The 20,390-nt window shown below is 71.5% G+C and carries 14 protein-coding genes; 9 read left to right on the forward strand and 5 right to left on the reverse strand.

Features of this window, described 5'->3' with window-relative positions:
* Positions 1–6 precede the first annotated feature (6 nt).
* The 5 genes from LZ604_RS15400 to LZ604_RS15420 all read left to right on the forward strand — a co-directional run bounded on the left by LZ604_RS15400 (position 7) and on the right by LZ604_RS15420 (position 7,301).
* Positions 7–165, forward strand: a complete 159-nt coding sequence (locus LZ604_RS15400; protein ID WP_234515658.1) for a hypothetical protein — start codon at positions 7–9, stop codon at positions 163–165.
* 424 nt (positions 166–589) lie between these two features.
* Positions 590–1,468, forward strand: coding sequence for a COG4705 family protein (locus tag LZ604_RS15405; RefSeq protein ID WP_234515659.1), 879 nt, complete (start codon positions 590–592; stop codon positions 1,466–1,468).
* 96 nt (positions 1,469–1,564) lie between these two features.
* Positions 1,565–1,975: an arsenate reductase ArsC gene (locus LZ604_RS15410; protein ID WP_234515660.1), complete on the forward strand. Its 411-nt coding sequence runs from the start codon at positions 1,565–1,567 to the stop codon at positions 1,973–1,975.
* Between the two features lie 152 nt (positions 1,976–2,127).
* A complete protein-coding gene (locus LZ604_RS15415; RefSeq protein WP_234515661.1) occupies positions 2,128–4,566 on the forward strand; it encodes a SpoIIE family protein phosphatase in 2,439 nt (812 codons plus the stop codon).
* Positions 4,567–4,670: 104 nt separating this feature from the next.
* Positions 4,671–7,301 (forward strand): amino acid permease, encoded by a 2,631-nt coding sequence (locus LZ604_RS15420; protein ID WP_372482143.1) that lies wholly within the window; start codon positions 4,671–4,673, stop codon positions 7,299–7,301.
* 39 nt (positions 7,302–7,340) lie between these two features.
* Here the strand turns inward: LZ604_RS15420 and LZ604_RS15425 are convergent, their stop codons facing one another.
* Positions 7,341–7,754, reverse strand: coding sequence for a hypothetical protein (locus tag LZ604_RS15425; protein ID WP_234515662.1), 414 nt, complete (start codon positions 7,752–7,754; stop codon positions 7,341–7,343).
* A gap of 503 nt (positions 7,755–8,257) precedes the next feature.
* Here LZ604_RS15425 and LZ604_RS15430 point away from each other — a divergent pair.
* Positions 8,258–9,751, forward strand: coding sequence for an alpha/beta hydrolase (locus tag LZ604_RS15430; protein WP_234515663.1), 1,494 nt, complete (start codon positions 8,258–8,260; stop codon positions 9,749–9,751).
* A gap of 244 nt (positions 9,752–9,995) precedes the next feature.
* Here LZ604_RS15430 and LZ604_RS15435 read toward each other — a convergent pair whose 3' ends face one another.
* From LZ604_RS15435 to LZ604_RS15450, 4 genes are all read right to left on the reverse strand, one after another.
* A complete protein-coding gene (locus tag LZ604_RS15435; RefSeq protein ID WP_234515664.1) occupies positions 9,996–11,744 on the reverse strand; it encodes a TIGR03767 family metallophosphoesterase in 1,749 nt (582 codons plus the stop codon).
* 359 nt (positions 11,745–12,103) lie between these two features.
* On the reverse strand, positions 12,104–13,108 hold the full coding sequence (locus LZ604_RS15440) for an MASE1 domain-containing protein (RefSeq protein ID WP_234515665.1): 1,005 nt from the start codon (positions 13,106–13,108) through the stop codon (positions 12,104–12,106).
* A gap of 220 nt (positions 13,109–13,328) precedes the next feature.
* A complete protein-coding gene (locus LZ604_RS15445) occupies positions 13,329–14,660 on the reverse strand; it encodes a PP2C family protein-serine/threonine phosphatase (RefSeq protein ID WP_234515666.1) in 1,332 nt (443 codons plus the stop codon).
* Between the two features lie 88 nt (positions 14,661–14,748).
* A complete protein-coding gene (locus LZ604_RS15450; RefSeq protein WP_234515667.1) occupies positions 14,749–14,967 on the reverse strand; it encodes a hypothetical protein in 219 nt (72 codons plus the stop codon).
* Between the two features lie 43 nt (positions 14,968–15,010).
* Between LZ604_RS15450 and LZ604_RS15455 the strand changes: the two genes are divergently transcribed.
* The 3 genes from LZ604_RS15455 to LZ604_RS15465 form a co-directional block, all read left to right on the forward strand.
* Positions 15,011–16,120, forward strand: a complete 1,110-nt coding sequence (locus LZ604_RS15455) for a hypothetical protein (protein ID WP_234515668.1) — start codon at positions 15,011–15,013, stop codon at positions 16,118–16,120.
* A 48-nt stretch (positions 16,121–16,168) separates the two neighbouring features.
* On the forward strand, positions 16,169–16,945 hold the full coding sequence (locus tag LZ604_RS15460) for a TIGR03936 family radical SAM-associated protein (RefSeq protein WP_234515669.1): 777 nt from the start codon (positions 16,169–16,171) through the stop codon (positions 16,943–16,945).
* Between the two features lie 259 nt (positions 16,946–17,204).
* On the forward strand, positions 17,205–20,390 hold a 3,186-nt coding region (locus LZ604_RS15465; RefSeq protein ID WP_234515670.1), incomplete at its 3' end, for an Rne/Rng family ribonuclease.

A 20,390-nucleotide genomic window follows, 5' to 3' on the forward strand; every position in this document is an offset into this window, starting at 1 on the left:
GATCGTGTGATTGAGGCTCTGGCGGGGGTGAGCACGGAGGAGGTGGCCTCCGGGCCGGCTGCGGCCGGTGCCGCGCATCCTCGCCCGCCGGTGCCGTCGGTGGTGTCCCGGACGCCGCTGCCGGGCCCTGCCGGCGCCTTGCAGATCGTCTTCGAGGCGGTCTGAGGGCCCGTTCCGGGCCTATGCACGCCTGCGCGGCCCTTGAGCCCCCTTCCTGGTCGGGAGGGGGCTCTTGTGTACGACGCCGCACCCAACCCGTCGGGCAGGAGCCCTCTGGCATCTCGTGCGCTCAACCTCGGCCGTTCGACGTCACTCCAGTGAGTGGTTGAGCCGGTCCGGCACCGTGTCGCAACCCACCCGGCCGGTCGCCCTGCAAGACGCTGAAGGCAAAGAGTGTCCCTGCGTCGACGTACGTGCCGAACGGGCCGGCGTCGTTGGCCGTATGAGAGGACCAGAGGGCAGGCGGACCCGCCTCGCCGGCGCAAAGGGACGTGGCATGCCTGCGGCTCTCCGAAATCCGCCTGTTCCGCGCGATGTTCCGGGCCGAGAGGGTGGGCGTCGCGGTACCGACCGATCGGGAGTCAGGAACATGGAAGAGCCGGAAGTGCTTACCGACCTGGATGTCGCCAGCACCGACAAGTACGTCATGAAGAAGCTGCCGGAGGTCACCCTGGCCTTCTGGATCATGAAGATCGCTGCGACGACCCTCGGCGAGACAGCCGGTGATCTCTTCTCCCAGACGCTCAAACTGGGCTACTTCCTGACCACGATCGCGCTGTTCCTGCTCTTCGTGGTCACGCTCGTCGTCCAGCTCAACTCCAAGCGGTACAACCCGCTCTTCTACTGGACCGTCATCCTGTCCACCAGCATGGCGGGCACCACGATGTCCGATTTCATGAACCGGGACGCCAGCGAGAAGTACCTCTCCAACGGGGCCACCTCGCTGGGCTGGGGCCCGCAGGGCCTGGGACTGGGCTACCCGGCCGGCGCCGCGATCCTGATCTCGATCCTGATCGTGATCTTCGCCGTCTGGAAGTTCACCGGGATGACGTTCGTCATCCGGGACATCACGACCTTTCGCGGTGAGGCCCTCTTCTGGTCGGCGATCCTCGTCTCCAACACCCTCGGCACGTCCATGGGGGACTTTCTGTCCGACAGTTCCGGGCTCGGCTACCTGGGCGGCGCACTCGTGGTCTCGGCACTGCTGGCGGTGCTCCTCCTCCTCATGCGGGTACCGGTCGTTCCCAACGTCCTGCTGTTCTGGATCGCTTTCGTGCTCACCCGTCCGCTCGGTGCCACCGCGGGTGACTTCCTCACCAAGCCCAGCGCCAAGGGCGGTCTGGACCTCGGCACGGTGGGCTCATCCGCCGTACTTCTCTCGGTCCTCCTCGGTCTCATGTGCTACGCCCACATGCAGGAGCGCGGGAACGCCGTCCCGGGAGGCAAGGTCGTGGCCCGGAACTCCTGAATCCGGGTGCGCACACGGCACGGCGGGCGGGGTACGGTGCCTGGGGCGGTCGGCTCCAATGCTCGCTGAACCACCCTCCTCAGGAAGACCTCGCCCATGAGCACTCCCGCTCCACGTCCGTCGGCACTGTTCGTCTGCGTCCACAACGCCGGTCGCTCCCAGATGGCCGCCGCGTTCCTCACCCACCTCGCCGGAGACCGCGTCGAGGTCCGTTCTGCCGGCTCCGCTCCGGCCGACGCCGTCAACCCGGCTGTGGTGGAGGCGATGCAAGAGGTCGGCATCGACATCGCCGCCGAGACGCCGAAGGTACTGACCGTCGAGGCCGTGCAGGCATCGGATGTGGTGATCACCATGGGATGCGGCGACACCTGTCCCGTATTCCCCGGCAAGAGGTACCTGGACTGGCAAGTCGACGATCCTGCCAGGCAGGGAGTCGAGGCGGTCCGCCCGATCCGGGACGAGATCGAACACCGTATCCGCGGCCTGGCGGCAGACCTGGCCGGCTGACGACGCCCTGCTGCCTCTGACGGTCCGGAACGCGGCCCCTGCCGCCGGCGGCGACGGAGCAGCCCCGGCCGGCGGTCCCGAATGGAACGGGGGAGTCGCGGACGGGGACCGGGGCGGGGAAGATCGGAGTTACGGAGGCAGGGTGGTGGCTTATGGGTACGCCGTCGACGCTGTTCAGCGAGAGTCCCGAGGACCCGTTCGCCCTCGGGCGTGCCGCATCGGCTGTGCTCGACGACGACGGCACGGTGGTCGGCTGGAGCGCGCGTGCACAGGAGCTGCTGGGCTATACGGCCAAGGACGTGATCGGACGGGCGTGGCAAGACCTCCTGGTCGACGCCCGTGACCTGCCTGTCGTGCGGGCCGCCGCCGCGGACGCCATGAGCAAGGGCGGCTGGTTCGGTGCCCTGCCCATCCGGCACCGCGACGGACGGCGTGTGGAGATGGGCTTCCGGGCCCGCGCGATCGCCCGTGAGCAGGACGGCCGGGAGTGGTTTCTGGTGGGTGCTCCGGTCGCGGAGGTCATGGCCTGGCAGCGGGACCGTGCGCTGCTGGACGGCCTGTACCAGCGGTCCCCGATCGGTCTGGTCGTCCACAGCCCCGACAGGAGGGTGCTTCGGATCAACCGCGCGGTCGCCAAGGCAAGCGGCTACCCGGCCGAGGCGCCGGTCGGCCATCGCCCCCGCGAATTCCTGGTGCCCGAGGACGCAGGCCCGGCCGAGGAGCGGGTACGCCACGTGCTGGAGACCGGCGAGCCGTTGATCTTCGCGGAGCAGTCCGCCCGGTCACGTCTGGATCCCGGCCGGGAACGGATGGTGTCCGTCTCGGCGTTCCGGATGGAGGACTCCTCGGGCCGGGTTCTCGGTGTGGCCGAGACGATCGAGGACGTGACCGAGCGCTACCGGGCCCAACGGAGGCTCACCCTGCTGAACGAGGCGAGCGCCCGGATCGGAACCTCGCTGGACGTTAGACAGACCGCCCGGGAACTGGCCGAGGTGGCGGTCGACGGCCTGGCCGACTACTGCTCGGTGGACCTTCTCCAGCCGGTGACGGTCGGTGACGAACCGCGGCCCGGTATAGCTGTTCCGCTGCTGAGAGTAGCGCTCTCGCCTCCGGATTCCCGGGTCCCGTACCAGGAGGGCGAGGTGGTCCCGCTCCTTCCGGAATCTCCGCAGGCGCGGTGCCTGGCCGAGCGCCGCCCGATTCTCGAACGGCTGCTGTCCCTGCGCCCCGAGTGGCATGCCATGGACCAGCGGCGGAAGGAGATCGCCCTGGGTCTCGGCGTTCATTCGCTGATCGTGGTGCCCCTGGTGGCGCGCGGCCTGATTCTGGGCGTGGTGAGCCTGTGGCGAGCGCGCTACTCGGAGCCTTTCGAGGACGACGACGCCGCGGTGGCCCAGGAGTTCTCCTCGCGTGCGGCCGTCTGCATCGACAACGCGCGCCGTTTCACCCAGCAGCAGAGCGCCGCTCTGACTCTGCAGCGCAGTCTGCTGCCGAGCGCGGTGTCGGACCTGCCGGCCGTGGAGGTGGCCTGCCGGTACCTGCCGGCGAGTGGTGAGCTCGGCATCGGCGGTGACTGGTTCGACGTGATCCCGCTGTCGGGTGCCCGGGTCGCCCTCGTCGTGGGGGACGTGGTCGGCCACGGGATCCACGCCGCGGCCTCGATGGGCCGCCTGCGTGCCGCCGTGCGCACCCTGGCCAGCCTTGACCTGGAACCCGACGAAGTGGTGGCCCGGCTGGACGATCTGGTCAGTCTGCTGGCCACCGAGGTGGAGGCGAACGCGGGCGGCAACCTGTCCGGGGACGAGCAGGTGCTCGGGGCCACGTGCGTCTACGCGGTCTACGATCCGGTCTCCCAGCGCTGCTCTCTGGCACGCGCCGGCCACCTGGCACCGTTGGTGTCCACCCCGGACGGCCGGGTGACCGTGCTCGACCTGCCCGCGGGTCCACCGCTCGGCCTGGGTGGGCTGCCGTTCGAAACGTACGACGTCGAACTCCCCGAGGGCAGCCTGCTCACGCTCTTCACCGACGGCCTTCTGGAGGCGCGCAACGGCGACATCGACGCGGCGCTGGCGAGCCTGCACCAATGTCTCGCCCACTCCGCCGATCCTCTGGACCGCACCTGCCGCGGCGTGGTCGAGGCGCTGCTGCCCAGGGGGGACCACCTCCCCACCGACGACATCGCGCTGCTCATCGCCCGTACCCAGGTGCTTCCCCCACAGAATGTCGCCTCATGGCAGTTGCCCCTGGAAGCGACGGCCGCTGCCCGCGCCCGGGAGCTGACCACGGCGAAACTGACCGAATGGGGGTTGGCGGAAGTGGCCTTCACCACCGAGCTGGTGGCCAGCGAGCTGGTCACCAACGCCTACCGGTACGCGGCCGGCCCCGTCACCCTGCGCCTCATCCGTACACAGTGCCTCATCTGTGAGGTGTCCGACACGAGCCACACCTCCCCCCACCTCCGGCGGGCCCTCAGCACGGACGAGGGCGGACGCGGGCTCTTCCTGGTCGCGCAGCTCACCGAGCGATGGGGCACCCGCTACACCCACGACGGCAAGACCGTCTGGACGGAGCAGCCTCTGCCGCCCGCATGACCCGTGACCAACCGCGAACAGCCGCCTTCCTGCGGCTTCCGCGCCCGTTGCCGCGGCACCTGCGCTGTTGCGGAGCGGAGTGGCCCGGCGGTGCAATCGAGTGTGTGAGGCACTTTGGCGGCGCTGAGTCCGCCGGCCGCCCCGCTCCCGGGACGGGCGCCGGCCGGAAGGGACTCAAGAACGACGCCCTGGGGATGTTCTCCTCGGTGGTCATCGGGCTGGCGTCCACCGCCCCGGCCTACAGTCTCGCCGCAACACTGGGGCTCATCGTGGCGGCGGTCGGCCTCCAGGCCCCGATCGTCATCATGCTGTCGGTCGTCCCGATGCTGATGATCGCGTACGCCTTCCGGGAGCTCAACGCGAGCAACGCCGACTGCGGAACCACCTTCACCTGGGCGACCCGCGCCTTCGGCCCGCGCACCGGCTGGATGGGCGGCTGGGGCATCATCGTCGCCAACGTCATCGTCATGGCGAGCCTCGCCGAGATCGCCGGAGCCTACAGCTTTCGATTGGTGGGCCTGGACGGGCTGGCCAAGGACCGGCTGTGGACCACCGTGGCGGGCATCGTTTGGATCGCCACGATGACCACGGTCTGCTACGTCGGCATCGAGTTCTCGGCCGCCGTCCAGCGCTGGCTGCTGTGCCTCGAAGTGGGCATGCTGGTCGTCTTCGCCGTCGCGGCGCTGGTCAGGGTCTACACCAACGCTCCGCCGACGGCGATCCATGTCTCCGCCTCCTGGTTCAATCCCCTCGAGGTGACCTCGGCGAAGGCCCTGACGTCGGGCGTCCTGGCGGGGGTCTTCATCTACTGGGGCTGGGACACCGCCGTCGCGATCAACGAGGAAACCGTCGAGAGCACCCGCATCCCCGGGCGCGCCGCGGTGCTGTCCACCGTGCTGCTCCTGGTCATGTACGCGCTGGTGTCGACTTCGGCGCAGGCCTTCGCCGGAGTGGGCTCGAAGGGTGTGGGGCTGGGCAACACCGGCAACTCGTCCGATGTCTTCTCGGGACTGGGCCAGACCGTCTTCGGGACCCACGGCCCAGGGCTCGTCCTGTCGAGACTGCTCATCCTGATGGTCCTGACCTCGGCGCTGGCCTCCACCCAGACCACCATCCTGCCCTTGGCCCGGACCGTCTTCTCAATGGCGGTCCACAAGGCCGTCCCCGCCCAGTTCGCCCGGGTGCACCGCAGGTTCCTCACGCCGACCTGGTCGACCGTCGGCATGGGAGTGGTCTCGATCGCCTTCCTGGTCCTGCTGACCTCCTTCAGCGGGAACGTACTGGCCGACTCGATCGACTCCATCGGCCTCGCGATCACGTTCCACTACGGGCTGACCGGGTTCGCCTGCCTCTGGTACCACCGCAAAATCCTCACCCGCAGCACCAAGGACCTCGTATTCAAAGGCGTGCTGCCAGGGCTGGGCGGGCTGATCATGCTCGTCCTGTTCCTCTACGCCGCGATCGTCTACGCAGCCCCCAAGTACGGCGCCACCAGCGTCGACCTGCCGCTGATCGGACCGACCGGAGGGGTCACGGTCGTGGGCCTGGGTGCCCTGCTGATCGGCTTGCTGCTGATGCCGGTGGTCACCCGTGGCCACACCGTGGCCCTGAAACTCCAGCGGAACATGCTTCCCCGCCACCTGCCGCCGCACACCGCCGTCGACTCGGCGAGCCGCTACATGCCCGCCGACACCGGATCCGGGGTGGGTGGTGACTGGTTCGACGTCATTCCGTTGTCGGGCACCCGGGTCGGCCTGGTCGTCGGGGATGTGCTCGGCGGGGGTCTGCGGGCCGCCGCCACGATGGGGCGCCTGCGCACGGGTGTGCAGGTCCTGGCCCGGCTGGACCTGGTCCCGGACGAGCTGCTCTCCCGTCTCGACGACCTGGTCGAGCAGACCGCGCACGAGAGCGAGGCCGGCCAGGGCCCGGGCCGCCGGCAGCCTCAGCCCCACGGGGCGCTGGGCGTGACCTGCCTGTACGCCGTGTACGACCCCGCCTCGGGAAAGTGCAGCCTGGCACGGGCCGGGGAGTCGGTGCTCGCGGTCGTCGAACCGCACACGGGCGTCGTCGACTATCCGGAGCTTCCCCCCGGTCCGCCCCTGGGAATCGGTGGCCCGCCCTACGAGAGCACGGAGCTGAAGCTTCCGCCGGGTAGTCTCGTCGCCCTTTTCACGGGCGGCCTTCTCCAGGCGGCCGACGGCCGTGCCGCCGGGCTCGCGCGGCTGTCCGAGGCCCTCGCCGACCACCGGACGCCCCTGGAGGAACTGTGCGACCGGACGGTGACCACCATGCTGCCCGGGCCGGTGGACGAGGACGCGACGCTTCTCGTGGCCCGCACACGCCTGCTCGACCGGAACCAGTTCACCCAGTGGGAGCTGCCCCCGGATCCGGCGGCGGTCGCCACCATCCGCACCGCCGTCAGCAAGCAGCTCCGCGACTGGGGGCTGGACGAACTGACGTTCGCCAGCGAGCTCATCGTCAGCGAACTGGTCACCAACGCCATCCGCTACGTCGGCGGCCCGATCCAGGTACGCCTGATCCGCGACCGCACGCTGACCTGCGAAGTGTCCGACACCGGCCACACCACGCCCAACCTCCGGCACGCGGCGAACGATGACGAGGGAGGCCGGGGCCTGTACATCATCGCCCAGATGACCCACCACTGGGGAACGCGCTACACCCCCACCGGCAAGATCATCTGGACCGAGCAGGACCTGCTGACGGACGCCCGGTAGCACCCCGGAGGCGCTTCGACGACCGTGAATGACACGGTGTCACGGCGTTCTGCGGCGCAGGCTCCTCACGAAGAGCGGCACCGACAGCAGGAGCAGGGCTCCTTCGACGGCCAGGCTGACCAGCCCGAGCGTTTCCGTCCAATTGCCGACGTCCTCGCGGTAGTCGGGCAGTCCCGGACCCCTGGAGAGGATGTAGCCGAGCAGGGGGCCGACGGCGACCCCGACTGCCAGCAGACTTCCCGGTCGGACGAGGTCGAGCAGGAGCAGCACGGCGGCGACCACGGCCGCGATCTCGAGAACGTGGTAGGCGACGCCGATGTAGTGGGGGCCCCTTGTTGCCGTGATGCCGCCTTGGTCCACGACATGGATGGCGGCCACCGCGAGGCACAGAAGAGCTGCCGCCCACCTGGCCAACCAGGTAGCCCCCGGCGCCTTTGCGGCGTGGCGTGACATAGGGAGGTACCTTTTCCTTTCTTCGGCAGCGCGCGCCTGCCGAGCCCCGGCCCCTCTGCCCGGCCGGCTCCCGAACAGGCGGCGCACCGCACCTGTGTCAGGTCCCAGCCTCGGCGGACGGCTGCTCGCCGTCGCCCCCGACGGCGCAGACGAGTGACTCGACCGCCGCGGCGAGGCCCTGATCGTCGCCGCGGCGCGCCGCCTGTCCTGGCGGAGGTGTGTTGTGGCCCGCCCTTACGCGCGCCTGCCCCTGGCAGCAGGAGCACACCTCCGTGACCGCGGTGTGCTTCCGAGCCCCTTCCTTGACGGTGAGGGGGCCCGGCGGCTTGTGCCGTTGCCTTGCTGTTGCTGTTGCCGTTGCCGCGTCCGCCGTACGTGCCGGTCTGTTCCGCGGACGGTCACCGGCGTGGCGCGGTGCACGCCGGGAGGTGGGGGAAACCCCCGTGGGAACAGGGATGTTGGCCGGATGGGAAGGGCGGGCGCGATCCGCGAGGCTCGTGGGCATGAAACAGACCACTCGCACAAGGGCCGCCTGGACGGCCGTCTCCGCCGTAGTCCTGGGCATTGCCGCCCCCTTCGCCGCCACCGTACCCGCATCCGCGGCGGCTGCCGCCCCGGCCTCCTCCCTGCACTGGACCCGCTGCGCGGGCAGCGGTCTCGATCCGCGTCAGGAGTGCGCGTCGGTCGAGGTGCCGATGGACTACGCCGACCCGGGCGGGCGGAAGATCGACGTGGTCATGTCCCGCATACCGAGCGAGAAGCCCGCCACCCGCCGGGGGGCGCTGCTCCTGATCCCCGGCGGGCCCGGCGGTTCCAGCCTCGACGACCCCTCGGGGAAGGGGCAGAAGTTACCGCAAGCCGTACGGGACACCTACGACCTGATCGGCTTCGCCCCCCGGGGCCTGGCGCCCTCCACCTCCGTGAGCTGCGGCCTCGACCACGGTGACCTTGCCGTCTCCAAGCTGCGGCCCTGGCCCGCCCCGGACGGCTCCATCGCCCTGAACATGGCCACCGCCCGGCGGACGGCCGCCGCCTGCGCCCGCAACGGCGGTGCGCTGATCCGGCACATGGACACGGTCGACGAGGCCCGCGACGTCGACCGCATCCGGGCCGCGCTCGGCGAGCGGAGACTCTCGGCATGGGGCGTCTCGTACGGTACGTATGTCGGCGCCGTCTACAGCCAGTTGTTCCCCCACCGCACCGACCGCATCGTGCTCGACAGCAACGACGCCCCCGACCGGGGCTCCCGGGGCTGGCTCGCGGCGTACGAGGCCGGGGTCGAGGACACCTTCCCCCGGTTCGCCACGTGGGCCTCGGCGCCCGGCAACCCGGACCGCGTGGCCAGGACGGCGGCCGAAGTACGGCCCCTGTTCCTGCGCCTCGCCGCGCGCCTCGACCGGGCACCGATACCGTGGCCCGGCGCCAACCCCGAGGAGCTGAACGGGAATGTGCTGCGCCAGACCATGCTGGACAGCCTCTACGCACCCAGCCGCTTCCCCACCCTGGCGAGACTGATGCGGGCGGCACTGCACGGCACCGTGCCGCCGGCGCCCGCGGCGCCCCCGGAGCCGCTGCAGCAGAACGTCACCGCGGTCGCCGCCGCGACCATCTGCAACGACGTCGCGTGGCCCAGGTCGGCGGCCGAGTACCGCAGAGGGGTCACCGAGAGCCGCGAGGAGTATCCGCTGACGGCGGGTATGCCCCGGAACGCCATGGTCTGCGCCGCCTGGCCGTACCCGCCCGAGCACACACCGGTGCGCATCACGTCCCACGGACCGTCCAACGTCCTGCTGGTGCAGAACGAACGCGATGTCGCCACTCCCCTGAGCGGCGCCCGGAAGCTCCGCGACGCTCTCGGTGCCCGCGCCGTCATGGTGACTGTGGACTCCACCGGCCACGGTTCCTACCTCGCCAACGGGAACGCCTGCGGCGACCGCACCGTCTCCCGCTTCCTGGCGACCGGGGAGCGGCCCTACGAGGACACCCGCTGCGCATAAGGGGCTACCGACGAAATGCGGCTCGCGGGCAACCGGGCGATGCGCCGGGCGACAGGGAAGCGCTGTTACTGCAAAGATCAGCACCCGCTCGGCCCGGCGCCCGCTCGGACCGCTCCTCGGCGGCCGCGCGGTGGTGGCCGGGTCGGTGGGCTGGCCCACTCGCGGGCTTCTGCGCCAGCCCACCGACCACGGGCATGTCGGCGTCTACGTCCACTGGGACGGTTACCCCGGCGAACGGCGGACCTCAGCCCTTCTTCAGCAGTAGTTCCGTGTTGCGGTCGCGGGGGTCGCCCTGGAGGGTGAGGGAGCCTTCGTGGGCGTTGAATGAGAGTTCGCGGTAGAGGGCGGCGAGGCCGGTCTGAGACAGGTCGGTGAAGTCCGTGCGGTGCGGGGCGGCGGACTCGATCAGGGTGGTGTACAGGGAGAGCGTGCCGTCCTTGTTGTCCACCAGCTCGATGACACGGGCGAGTTGGGGGAAGTCGACGTGGGAGGCGGTGGATATCTCCCAGAAGGAGTGGCCGCCGCTGCCGGTGTGCGGGGTGATGGTGTTGCGGTGCACATGGCCGTTGACCCAGGCGACGACGTTGCGGTGCCGGCCGAGCAGGGCGAGCAGTTCGTCGCCGTTGTAGCGCTTCTCGTGCGGGCGGGCCGGGTCGGGGCGCGGGGTGGGCATCGAGGTGCTGGTGTAGTGGCTGAAGACGATGGCGTACTCGTCCTTGTGCGCGTTCAGCGTGCGCTCCAGCCAGGCCATCTGGGCCGCGCCGATCGAGCCGCTGAAGTTGCCCTGCGGGTCGGTGGTGTCGAGGCTGATGCCGACGACGTGGTCGGAGACGCGGAAGGAGTAGTACTGGGTGCCCTCCGCGAGGTTGGCCTGCGTGTAGCCGTGGCCGACCGGGCCCGGGCCGGTGTGCGTCGGGTCGAGGTGGGCCTTGACGTACTCGGCGGGCGTGAACAGGGCGCGCCGCTCGTCCGGGGTGACCCGGCGCATCGCGCGGGTGTGGGATTTCAGCAGGTCGCGCAGGCCCAGGCCCTTGGGGTCGGAGCCGTCGTTGATGCTCTGCTGCAGCTTGCGGGCCTCGGCGGCGGTCACGGTGAACAGCTTGCGGTCGCCGGTGGCGAACTCGGTGAGATAGGAGTCCCCGTGTCCGAAGCAGCCGACCAGGATGGAGTCGTGGTTGCCGACGGTGGAGTACCAGGGGAGGTTCAGGCCGGGGCTGCGCACCTCCCGGGTCGCGGCCTGCAGGAAGCTCTCCAGGTGAGGGAAGCCGCGCTGCTTGTACTGGTCGCGGACGGTGGAGTCGGGCTGCCAGAACAGGCTCAGGCCGCTGCTCATGGCGCCCTCGTAGTGACGCGGGTCGCCCGAGTCGGGGATGATGCGGCCGCCGCTGAGTACCTTCAGGTACCAGTCCAGCTCGATGCGGGAGTTGTTGTCGGTGTTGTCGCCGGTGGTGATGGCGAACTCCAGGGGCCTGCCGGTGACCGGCGCGCCACGCAGCGCGTTGACCCGCTCGACCAGGGAGATTGCGCCCTGCACGGTGAGCGCCTCCTGCGGGCGCCAGGAGTGCGGCGAGGCAGCTTGCAGGAACTCCGTGCGCAGCGGGTGCTGGCTGTCCATCACATGCAGGTCGGTGAGCTGCACGAACGCGGCGAGCGCGGTACGGCGCCCGGCACGCCCGGCCTTGGGCTTGGCCAGTTCGCTGCGTACGACCCGGCTCCAGCCGGGGCCGTCGCCGAGGCGGCGGTAGCCGGAGCTGTTACGGGCCGCTGCGACCGTGGCGAGCGTGGTGCCCTTCGTGTACGGGGCGAGGGGTGCGGCCGGCGCCTGCCGGGAGTGGGCGACGGGCGCCTCCCCCTGGGCCGGGTCGCCGGCGGCCCGGCTCTCCTCGGGCCGCAGGGCGAGTCCGACGCCCGTGGTGAGGGACGCCGCCCCGGCGGCGAGCAGGGTCCGACGATGCAGAGTGGCCGTCGTGGCGACAGAGCGTGTGCGCGACATGGAGCGGTCTCCCCGATGCGAACGCGTCAGCGGGCAGTGATCGCGGGGCCGTCGCTGTCGCGAACGTCCCGCTCGCTCCGGATCATTGGCACCGGCGGTAACCTGCGCGCGAACGCGAACGCAACGCACGACGCCGATCACCGTACGTGGATCTTGGGCTACCCTGAGCGTTCACCCCCGCTCGTCGGATGGCCGGGGGGCGGTCACTCCGTGTTCATGCCGCGGGGTAGTGGCCTCATCCCCCGGGGCGTGCGGTCCATAGAGGTGCCGACCCCGGGATCGGCGACCGTGCGGCCGAGGGGGCGCGCAAATCTGCGGCGGACGGAGTCCACGCCGAGAGGCCCCGTCGGCCGCGTTCCTCAGGTGGGTCCGGCCCGCCCGCCGTTCTTCTCCTGGCCGCCCTGGCCGCCCTGCCTTCCCTGACTGCCCTGGCCGTCGTCGCTGAACGTCGGTGGGCCGCCGGTGTCCGGTGCGGCCCTCGCCGCCATCCCGGCGAGCCGCCGGCAGGCATGCTCGATCTTCTCCTGGGTCTCGTTCCGCTCCGTGATGGCCGTGGCGAGCAGCAGCGCGGTCAGTGCGGCGGCACCGTTGAACGCCTGGAGCGCCACCATGTCGGTGAGCAGGGAGTGACCGGCGAACGGGCCTGTTCTGCGGGTGGCGGCGAGGATCGCGAAGGTGGACACGGCCAGCGCGCAGGGCGTGGCTCCGGCGCGCTGGAAGCGGAAGGCCGCCCATGTCAGCAGCGGGAAGGCAAGGAAGATCAGCGGCACGGGCGCGTTCTCCAGGATCCCGACACCGATGGTGGCCGCCACCAGCAGCGATCCTTCCACCCATCGGGTTCGTGGGGCGTCCTTCGGCCAGCGCGCCGAGCGAAGAACGAGCAGCACAGGCGTGACCACCAGGACACCCATCGCGTCACCGGTCCACCAGATCCACCAGGTCTGCCAGAACCCCGCGGGCAGCGCCCGAGCGAGGTGCAGGGTACCGGTGCCCACCGTCGCGCTGATGAGCGTGCCGGTGAACGCGCCGAGGAAGACCAGGGCGAGCGCGTCCCGGAAGCGGTTGAGTTGGTTGCGGAACCCGGCGCAGCGAAGGAGCGCGTAGGAGCAGAGGGGGGCGAGTGTGTTGCCCGCCACGATCGCGAGCACGGCGGGTATCGACGGCCCGAGCCAGATGTTGATCAGGAACGCGCCGAGGGCGATCCCGGGCCAGACACGCGGGCCGAGCAGGAGAAGGCCGGCCACGGCGATGCCGGTCGGGGGCCACAGCGGTGTCACCTGGCCGCGCACGAGCTGCTGGAGCAGCCCGAGCCTGCCGCAGACGTAATAGAGCGCGGCGACGGCGCAGATCTCTAGGGCGGCCATGCCACCGCTCCGGAGCCTGTCACGGCGTGCGACAGTCATCGGAAGGTCTCTTTTCCTCGGCCTGGACCCGTAGTCCATCGTCCGTCGATCCCGCCGGTTCCACCACGCCGCCGCCGGTCCCTGGCGGCTGCGCCTGTGCGGCTGCGCCTGTGCGGCTGCGCCTGTGCGGCTCCGCCTGTGCGGCTGCGCCTGTGCGGCTGCGCCGCGCCCGCCGGCCGGTTCAGCGCGGGGCGCGTAGGGCGAGGATGGCCATGTCGTCGTGTCCGTCGCTGGGGTGATGGTCGGCCAGGGCCTGCACGAAGTCCTGCAGGGGCAGCGCCGAGTGGGCGGCGGCGAGTTCGGCAAGTTGGTCCAGGCTCTCGTCGATGGGGTGGCCGGGGTGTTCGATGAGCCCGTCGGTGAAGAAGACCACGGTCGCACCCGGGGGCAGGGGGCGACTGTGGTCCGGGCGGGGCTGCCCGGTGATGACGTTCAGCGGCAGTCCGGGCTCGCCGAACAGATATTCCGCTCGCCGGTCCGCGGTGATCAGCAGAGGGGGGACATGGCCCGCGGTGCTCCAGCACAGCCTCCAGCCGGTCCCTGCGGGTTCGATGCGGGCCAGGGTGGTGGTGGTGACGGGGTTGTCGGTGATGGCCTGCAGAGTGTGGTCGAGGTGGGTGAGGACCGCGCTGGGAGGGTTGCGCAGGTCGAACAGCAGGGCGCGCAGCATGTTGCGGGTCGAGGCCATGGCGGCCGCGGCATGCAGGTCGTGGCCGACCACGTCGCCGATGACGACGGCCACCGCACCGTCGGGCAGCGGGATGGCGTCGTACCAGTCCCCGCCCAGAGCGCTGGGCTCGGCCGCGGGCCGGTAGATGGCCGCGGCGTCGAAGGGCCGCAGGTCGGGCAGGGTCGGCAGCAAGAGCCGCTGGAATTGCTCGGACCTGTTACGAACCTGTTCGAAGAGGCGTACGTTGTCGATCGCTATACCGGCGGCGGTGGCCAGGGCGACGAGGATCTGCTCGTCGTGGATGTCGAAGGGCTGTCCGTCGAGCCGCTCGGACAGGTAGAGGTCGCCGTAGATCTCGCCGCGGACGGCGATGGCGACGCCGAGCAGGGTACCCAGGCGCGGGTGGCCGGGCGGGAACCCGACCGAGGCGGGGTGGGAGGAGATGCCCTCGACCCGCAGGGGCTCCGGATGGCTGATCAGGTATCCGAGCACACCCAGGCCGCGTGGAAACCCGACGTCGGACAGGGCCGCCCGTTCCTGCTCGGTCAAGCCGGCCGCGATGAACTGCGCCAGGTGTTCGCCGGACTCGTCGAGTACCCCGAGTGCCCCGTAGCGGGCGCCGACCAGGGCCATGCCGGTGGTCACGACGCGGTGCAGCACCGACGGCAACTCCACCTCCCGGGTGATGGCCACCACCGCTTCCAGCAGGCCCTGCAACCGGCTCTTGGCGGCGGCCAGGGCGCGCAACTGCTCCTCGATCCGGCCGAGCTCGACGTCCAGACGCAGCAGCAGATCTGCACCCTCCGGCCGCTTCGGCCCTCTCCCCTCCTTGTCGCCCGCCATCACGATCGCCCGGGGGACCGGTGCTGGTTCTCGGCGTGCTGGAAGCCGCCCTCGGCGTCCTTGTCGGCGGGTGCGGTCCGTACGGGGTTCATGCGCTCGTATCCTTCGGGTCCTTCTCCGACGTGGTGCTGGTGGCCGGCCTCGGCAACCGGCCGTACTCGCCCATGTCCGGCACCGGGCCGGGTGGCGGCAGGCGCCCGGCCACCATCAGAGCGGTGCTGACCGAGCGGGTACCCTCACGCTCCCCGGCCTTCACCTCGCCCGCAGCAAAGAGCGCCTCGTGAGCCGCGATGACCAGGGCTGCCACCTGTTTCCGCATCCATGCGAGCGACGGGAGCGTCTCTTGCGACATGGACTTGCAGAAGCCGCCGTCGCCGCGGCCCGTCGAAGGGTGTCTCGCCGTCGCGATCCGGCTGCCGGTGCGGATCGTCGTGCTCGTCCTGGTCGTGCCGGTGCGCATGACGTGGGACGCGCTGGTCGCCGGGGGACGCGTGCTGCGGGACGCCGTGCTGCGGCTGGTGGGCCGGGCGCTGCTGTGGGCGGCGTGGGCGGTGTTCGTCCGGCCGTGGACGATGCTGTGGCGATACGGCCTCGTGCCGCTGGGGACAGGGCTCGCATGGCTGGGGCGCACCCTTGTCGCCGTCCCGGCCGGGTGGGCGTACCGGACCGTGCTGACACCCCTCGGACGGGCAGCGGCACGGGTGCTGCGCGGCATCGGTGCCGGGCTCGGCCATGTGTACGGGCGCGTGCTGACGCCCGTGGGACACGCTCTCGCCCTGATGCTCAGGGGCATCGGGTACGTCCTCGCCGCCCTCGGAGGAGGGGCCTGTGCGGTGGCGGCGTGGCTCGTGCGGTATCCGGTCGCCGTACCGGCCCGTCGGCTGCACCGGCATGTCCTGAGGCCGCTCGGGCACGTGACCGCCCGGCTGGCGCGCGGGATCGCGGGGCTCGTCGGCACGGTGGCCGGTGTCTGCGGGGCCGGCCTGCTGTGGCTGCTGAACATGCTGCTCGTGGTGCCCGCGTCGGCCGTGTGGCGGTGGATCCTCGCCCCGGCCGGGCGCGTCCTCATGGTCGTCGGGCGTGAGCTCGGCGCCGCTTTCCGTCACGCGTGGCGCGTCGCCGGGCATATCTCGCTCGCCGTGGGGCGGTTCCTCGGCATCCTCTTCCGGTGGATGTTCCTGGAGCCGGTGCGATGGGCGTACCGGACGGTGCTGACGCCCGTCGGGCACGCCGTCCGCGACACGGTCCTGCGCCCCGCGGCCGAGGCCGCGCGCGGTGTGGGCAGGGTCGTCCGGCAGACGTCGGCCCTCGTGCGCGAGACCGCCCGGCAGGCCCGCGCAGACCTCCGCCGCGTGCACTTCGGTGACTCCGGCAGGCCGACGGAGTCTCCCCGGCGGGAACCCATCGGCCGTGCGGCACGTACTCTAGGTAGCAGGACGACCGCTCTCACGAAGGACTGAACGACACTGGGCAAGCGACAGCCCGAAGGCCCGCCGCCCGCACCCGCGGTGCAGCGCATCCGACTGCGCTACACCAAGCGCGGCCGCCTCCGGTTCACCAGCCACCGTGACTTCCAGCGCGCCTTCGAGCGTGCGCTGCGCCGTGCCGAGGTGCCGATGGCGTACTCGGCGGGGTTCACGCCGCATCCGAAGGTGTCGTACGCCAATGCCGCACCCACCGGCACGGGCAGTGAGGCGGAGTACCTGGAAATCGCGCTCACCGAGGCGCGCGACCCGGACAAGCTGCGCGAGCTCCTCGACGAGTCGCTGCCCGCTGGGCTCGATGTCGTCGAGGCGGTCGAGGTCCGTACGTCCGGGCTCGCCGACCGGCTCGAGGCGTCGGTGTGGGAGCTGCGCCTGGACGGCGTGGAGCCCGCGGACGCCGAGCGAGCGATCGCGGCCTTCACGTCGGCCGGGACCGTCGAGGTCCAGCGCATGACCAAGAACGGCGTGCGCACCTTCGACACCCGCGCCGCGGTCGTGAGCCTGAAGAGTGCGGACACACACAGTTCGCATGCCGATAGGCCGACCGACCAGCCCTGTGCGATACTGCGGCTGGTTGTTCGGCACGTGACGCCTGCCGTACGACCCGACGACGTCCTGTCCGGTCTCCGCGCCGTGGCCGACCTGGCGCCGCCGGTCCCCGCAGCGGTGACCAGGCTGGCGCAGGGGCTGTTCGATGAAGAGACCGGCACGGTGACCGACCCGCTCGCGCCCGACCGCGAGGCAGCAGCGACCGCGCCGGCCACGGCCGTCGCGACTGCCGCCGCGACGGCGCCGGAGTAAGGAAGGTTCCGCGTAGGGACGGACGTCGTAATGCCGCCCTCGTACTCGGGAGCCACCTGGGTCGGGCAGCGCATCGACCAGAAGACTTTCGCCAGGCCGTACGTACATGGCGTACGGAACCGACGAGACAGGACACAGAGAGCTCCCGTGCGGCGCCCGCGCCCCGGACGGCGGCACCGCGCATCGCGCGAGCCGCGGACGTCACCGGCGATGCCGGACCAGGCGCGGCGCCCGGGAGCCTGACGGGAGAAACGCCCGCATGCTCGAACCGATCGAGCCCACCGAGGGCTCCGAGAACAACACCCCCAGCGACACCCTGCCGCCGCGTCGCCGACGTCGCGCCGCGTCGCGCCCGGCAGGCCCGCCCACGGTCGCGGCCGAGACCTCGACCCTCGAGGCCACGACGCCCGAAGTCACGGTGACCGAGTCCGTGCCCGCGGCGGCAGCGGCCATACCGGCCGCGGAGGCCGCCGAGGCAACAGGGGCAGACGAGACCGAAGAGACGGAAGCGGTCTCCGCGGCTGCGGTTGCGCCTGAGGCGGAGGTGGTGGAGCCGGTGGCCGAGGAGGCCGCTCCGCGTGCTACGCGTCGTCGTGCCACGCGCCGGGCGTCCGCGCCCGCCGGGGCTCCCGCGGCCGCGGAGGCCGTGGAGGTCGTGGTGCCGGCCGCTGCGGAGGGCACGGAGGAGCCCGCGGCTGCCGTTGCCTCTGAGGCGGAAGTGGTGGAGCCGGTGGCCGAGGAGGCCGCTCCGCGTCCTGCGCGTCGTCGTGCCACGCGCCGGGCGTCCGCGCCCGCCGGGGCTCCCGGGGCCGCGGAGGCCGTGGAGGTCGTGGTGCCGGCGGCTGCGGAGGGCACGGAGGAGCCCGCGGCTGCCGTTGCCTCTGAGGCCGAGGTGGTGGAGCCGGTGGCCGAGGAGGCCGCTCCGCGTCGTACGCGTCGTCGTGCCACGCGCCGGGCGTCCGCGCCCGCCGGGGCACCCGCCCCCGCCGAGACCATCGAGACTTCCGTGGCCCAGCCGGCCGCCCCGGTCGCAGCGACGCCGGTGAGCGAGGCCGAGGCCGAGCCCGCCGAGACGCCTGCCGTCCAGGCTCCGGTCACCGAGGCGCCCGCCGCCGAGGAAGCCGCCCCCCGCCGCACCCGTCGCCGGGTCACCCGCCGGGTGTCGGCGCCCGCGGAGGAGACCGCCGCAGCGCACGTGGAGGCGCCCGTGACCGCCGCAGAAGAGACCGAACGTCCCGCCGCCGAGGCCCCCGAGGCCCCCGAGGCTCCGGCGGCCGCCCCGTCGCAGCCGGAGCCGGCCGCCGAGGAGGCCGCCCCGCGCCGCGCCCGTCGTCGCGTCGGCCGCAAGGCCGCCGGCGGCTTCTCGGAGCCCGCCCGGGCCGAGGCCGAGGAGACGCCCGAGACCGTGCAGCGGCCGGCCCGGCCCGCCGTGGCCGTCTTCCAGGCGCCGGTGTTCACCGAGCCGATGTTCCAGACCCCGGAGCGGGCCGCCGCTGCCGCTGCCGCCCAGGCCGCGGAGCAGGAGGAGACCGTCGAGGAGGAGCCGGCCGGCCAGCGCCGCCGCCGTCGTCGCCGCGCCGGCGACGAGGAGCCCGTGGCCGTGATGCCCGAGACCACCGAAGAGGCTGAGGAGCTAGAGGAGTCCGAGGAGCCGGAGGAGTCGGCCGAGGGCGAGGAGAGCGAAGAGGCGGAGGAGACGGGTTCGCGCCGTCGCCGCCGCCGCGGCGGCCGCCGCCGTCGCCGTGGCGAGGCCGCCGAAGGCGAGGAGAGCGAGGAACTCGCCGCCGAGCAGGCCGCGCAGGACGCCGAGGACACCGCCGAGCAGCTGGAGGAGGACGCCGAGGACACGGACGAGCAGGACGGTGAACCGGCCGGCACCAGCAGCAGCCGTCGCCGCCGTCGCCGTCGCCGCCGTGCCGGTGACACCGCCGCCGACACCGAGCCGGCGTCCGACGACCCCGAGCGCACCGTGGTGAAGGTCCGCGAGCCGCGCAAGAAGGACGAGCGGGCCGGTGACGGCACCGACGAGGTGCAGTCCATCAAGGGCTCGACCCGCCTCGAGGCCAAGAAGCAGCGCCGCCGCGAGGGGCGCGAGCAGGGCCGCCGCCGGGTCCCGATCATCACCGAGGCCGAGTTCCTTGCCCGGCGCGAGGCCGTCGAGCGTGTGATGGTCGTGCGCCAGAGCGGTGAGCGCACGCAGATCGGCGTCCTGGAGGACGGCGTGCTCGTCGAGCACTACGTCAACAAGGAGCAGTCGACCTCGTACGTCGGCAACGTCTACCTCGGCAAGGTGCAGAACGTGCTGCCGTCGATGGAGGCCGCCTTCATCGACATCGGCAAGGGCAGGAACGCCGTCCTGTACGCGGGTGAGGTCAACTTCGAGGCGCTCGGGATGGCCAATGGCCCGCGCCGCATCGAGTCCGCGCTGAAGTCCGGGCAGTCCGTGCTCGTCCAGGTCACCAAGGACCCGATCGGCCACAAGGGCGCCCGCCTGACCAGCCAGGTCTCCCTGCCCGGCCGCTACCTGGTCTACGTGCCCGAGGGCTCCATGACCGGCATCAGCCGCAAGCTGCCCGACACCGAGCGGGCCCGCCTGAAGACGATCCTCAAGAAGATCGTCCCCGAGGACGCGGGCGTCATCGTGCGCACCGCCGCCGAGGGCGCGAGCGAGGACGAACTGCGCCGGGACGTCGAGCGGCTGCAGGCGCAGTGGGAGAGCATCCAGAAGAAGTCGAAGAACGGCAGCGCGCCGACGCTGCTGTACGGCGAGCCGGACATGACCGTCCGGGTCGTGCGCGACATCTTCAACGAGGACTTCTCCAAGGTCATCGTCAGCGGTGACGAGGCATGGGGGACCATCCACGGATACGTCGCCCACGTCGCCCCCGACCTGGCCGACCGTCTGCAGCGGTGGACCAGCGAGGTCGACGTCTTCGCCACGTACCGGATCGACGAGCAGCTCGCCAAGGCGCTGGACCGCAAGGTCTGGCTGCCCAGCGGCGGTTCGCTGGTGATCGACCGGACCGAGGCGATGGTCGTCATCGACGTCAACACCGGCAAGTTCACCGGTCAGGGCGGCAACCTCGAGGAGACCGTCACCAGGAACAACCTGGAGGCGGCCGAGGAGATCGTCCGCCAGCTCAGGCTGCGCGACCTCGGCGGCATCATCGTCATCGACTTCATCGACATGGTGCTGGAGTCCAACCGGGATCTCGTCCTGCGGCGTCTGCTGGAGTGCCTGGGCCGGGACCGTACGAAGCATCAGGTCGCCGAGGTGACCTCGCTGGGCCTCGTGCAGATGACCCGCAAGCGGGTCGGCCAGGGCCTGCTGGAGTCCTTCTCCGAGACCTGCGTCCACTGCAACGGCCGCGGCGTGATCGTGCACATGGACCAGGCGACCGCGCCCGCCGGCGGCAAGCGCAAGAAGCGCGGCCGCGGCGGTGCC

It is taken from the genome of Streptomyces glomeratus, from assembly GCF_021462825.1.
Taxonomy (GTDB): Bacteria; Actinomycetota; Actinomycetes; order Streptomycetales; family Streptomycetaceae; genus Streptomyces; species Streptomyces glomeratus.

Coding starts and splice junctions, on each gene's coding strand:
- LZ604_RS15405 (WP_234515659.1), top strand. CDS start 590: ATGGAAGAGCCGGAAGTGCTTACCGACCTGGATGTCGCCAGCACCGAC.
- LZ604_RS15410 (WP_234515660.1), top strand. CDS start 1,565: ATGAGCACTCCCGCTCCACGTCCGTCGGCACTGTTCGTCTGCGTCCAC.
- LZ604_RS15415 (WP_234515661.1), top strand. CDS start 2,128: ATGGGTACGCCGTCGACGCTGTTCAGCGAGAGTCCCGAGGACCCGTTC.
- LZ604_RS15425 (WP_234515662.1), bottom strand. CDS start 7,754: ATGTCACGCCACGCCGCAAAGGCGCCGGGGGCTACCTGGTTGGCCAGG.
- LZ604_RS15430 (WP_234515663.1), top strand. CDS start 8,258: ATGAAACAGACCACTCGCACAAGGGCCGCCTGGACGGCCGTCTCCGCC.
- LZ604_RS15435 (WP_234515664.1), bottom strand. CDS start 11,744: ATGTCGCGCACACGCTCTGTCGCCACGACGGCCACTCTGCATCGTCGG.
- LZ604_RS15440 (WP_234515665.1), bottom strand. CDS start 13,108: ATGGCCGCCCTAGAGATCTGCGCCGTCGCCGCGCTCTATTACGTCTGC.
- LZ604_RS15445 (WP_234515666.1), bottom strand. CDS start 14,660: ATGGCGGGCGACAAGGAGGGGAGAGGGCCGAAGCGGCCGGAGGGTGCA.
- LZ604_RS15455 (WP_234515668.1), top strand. CDS start 15,011: ATGGACTTGCAGAAGCCGCCGTCGCCGCGGCCCGTCGAAGGGTGTCTC.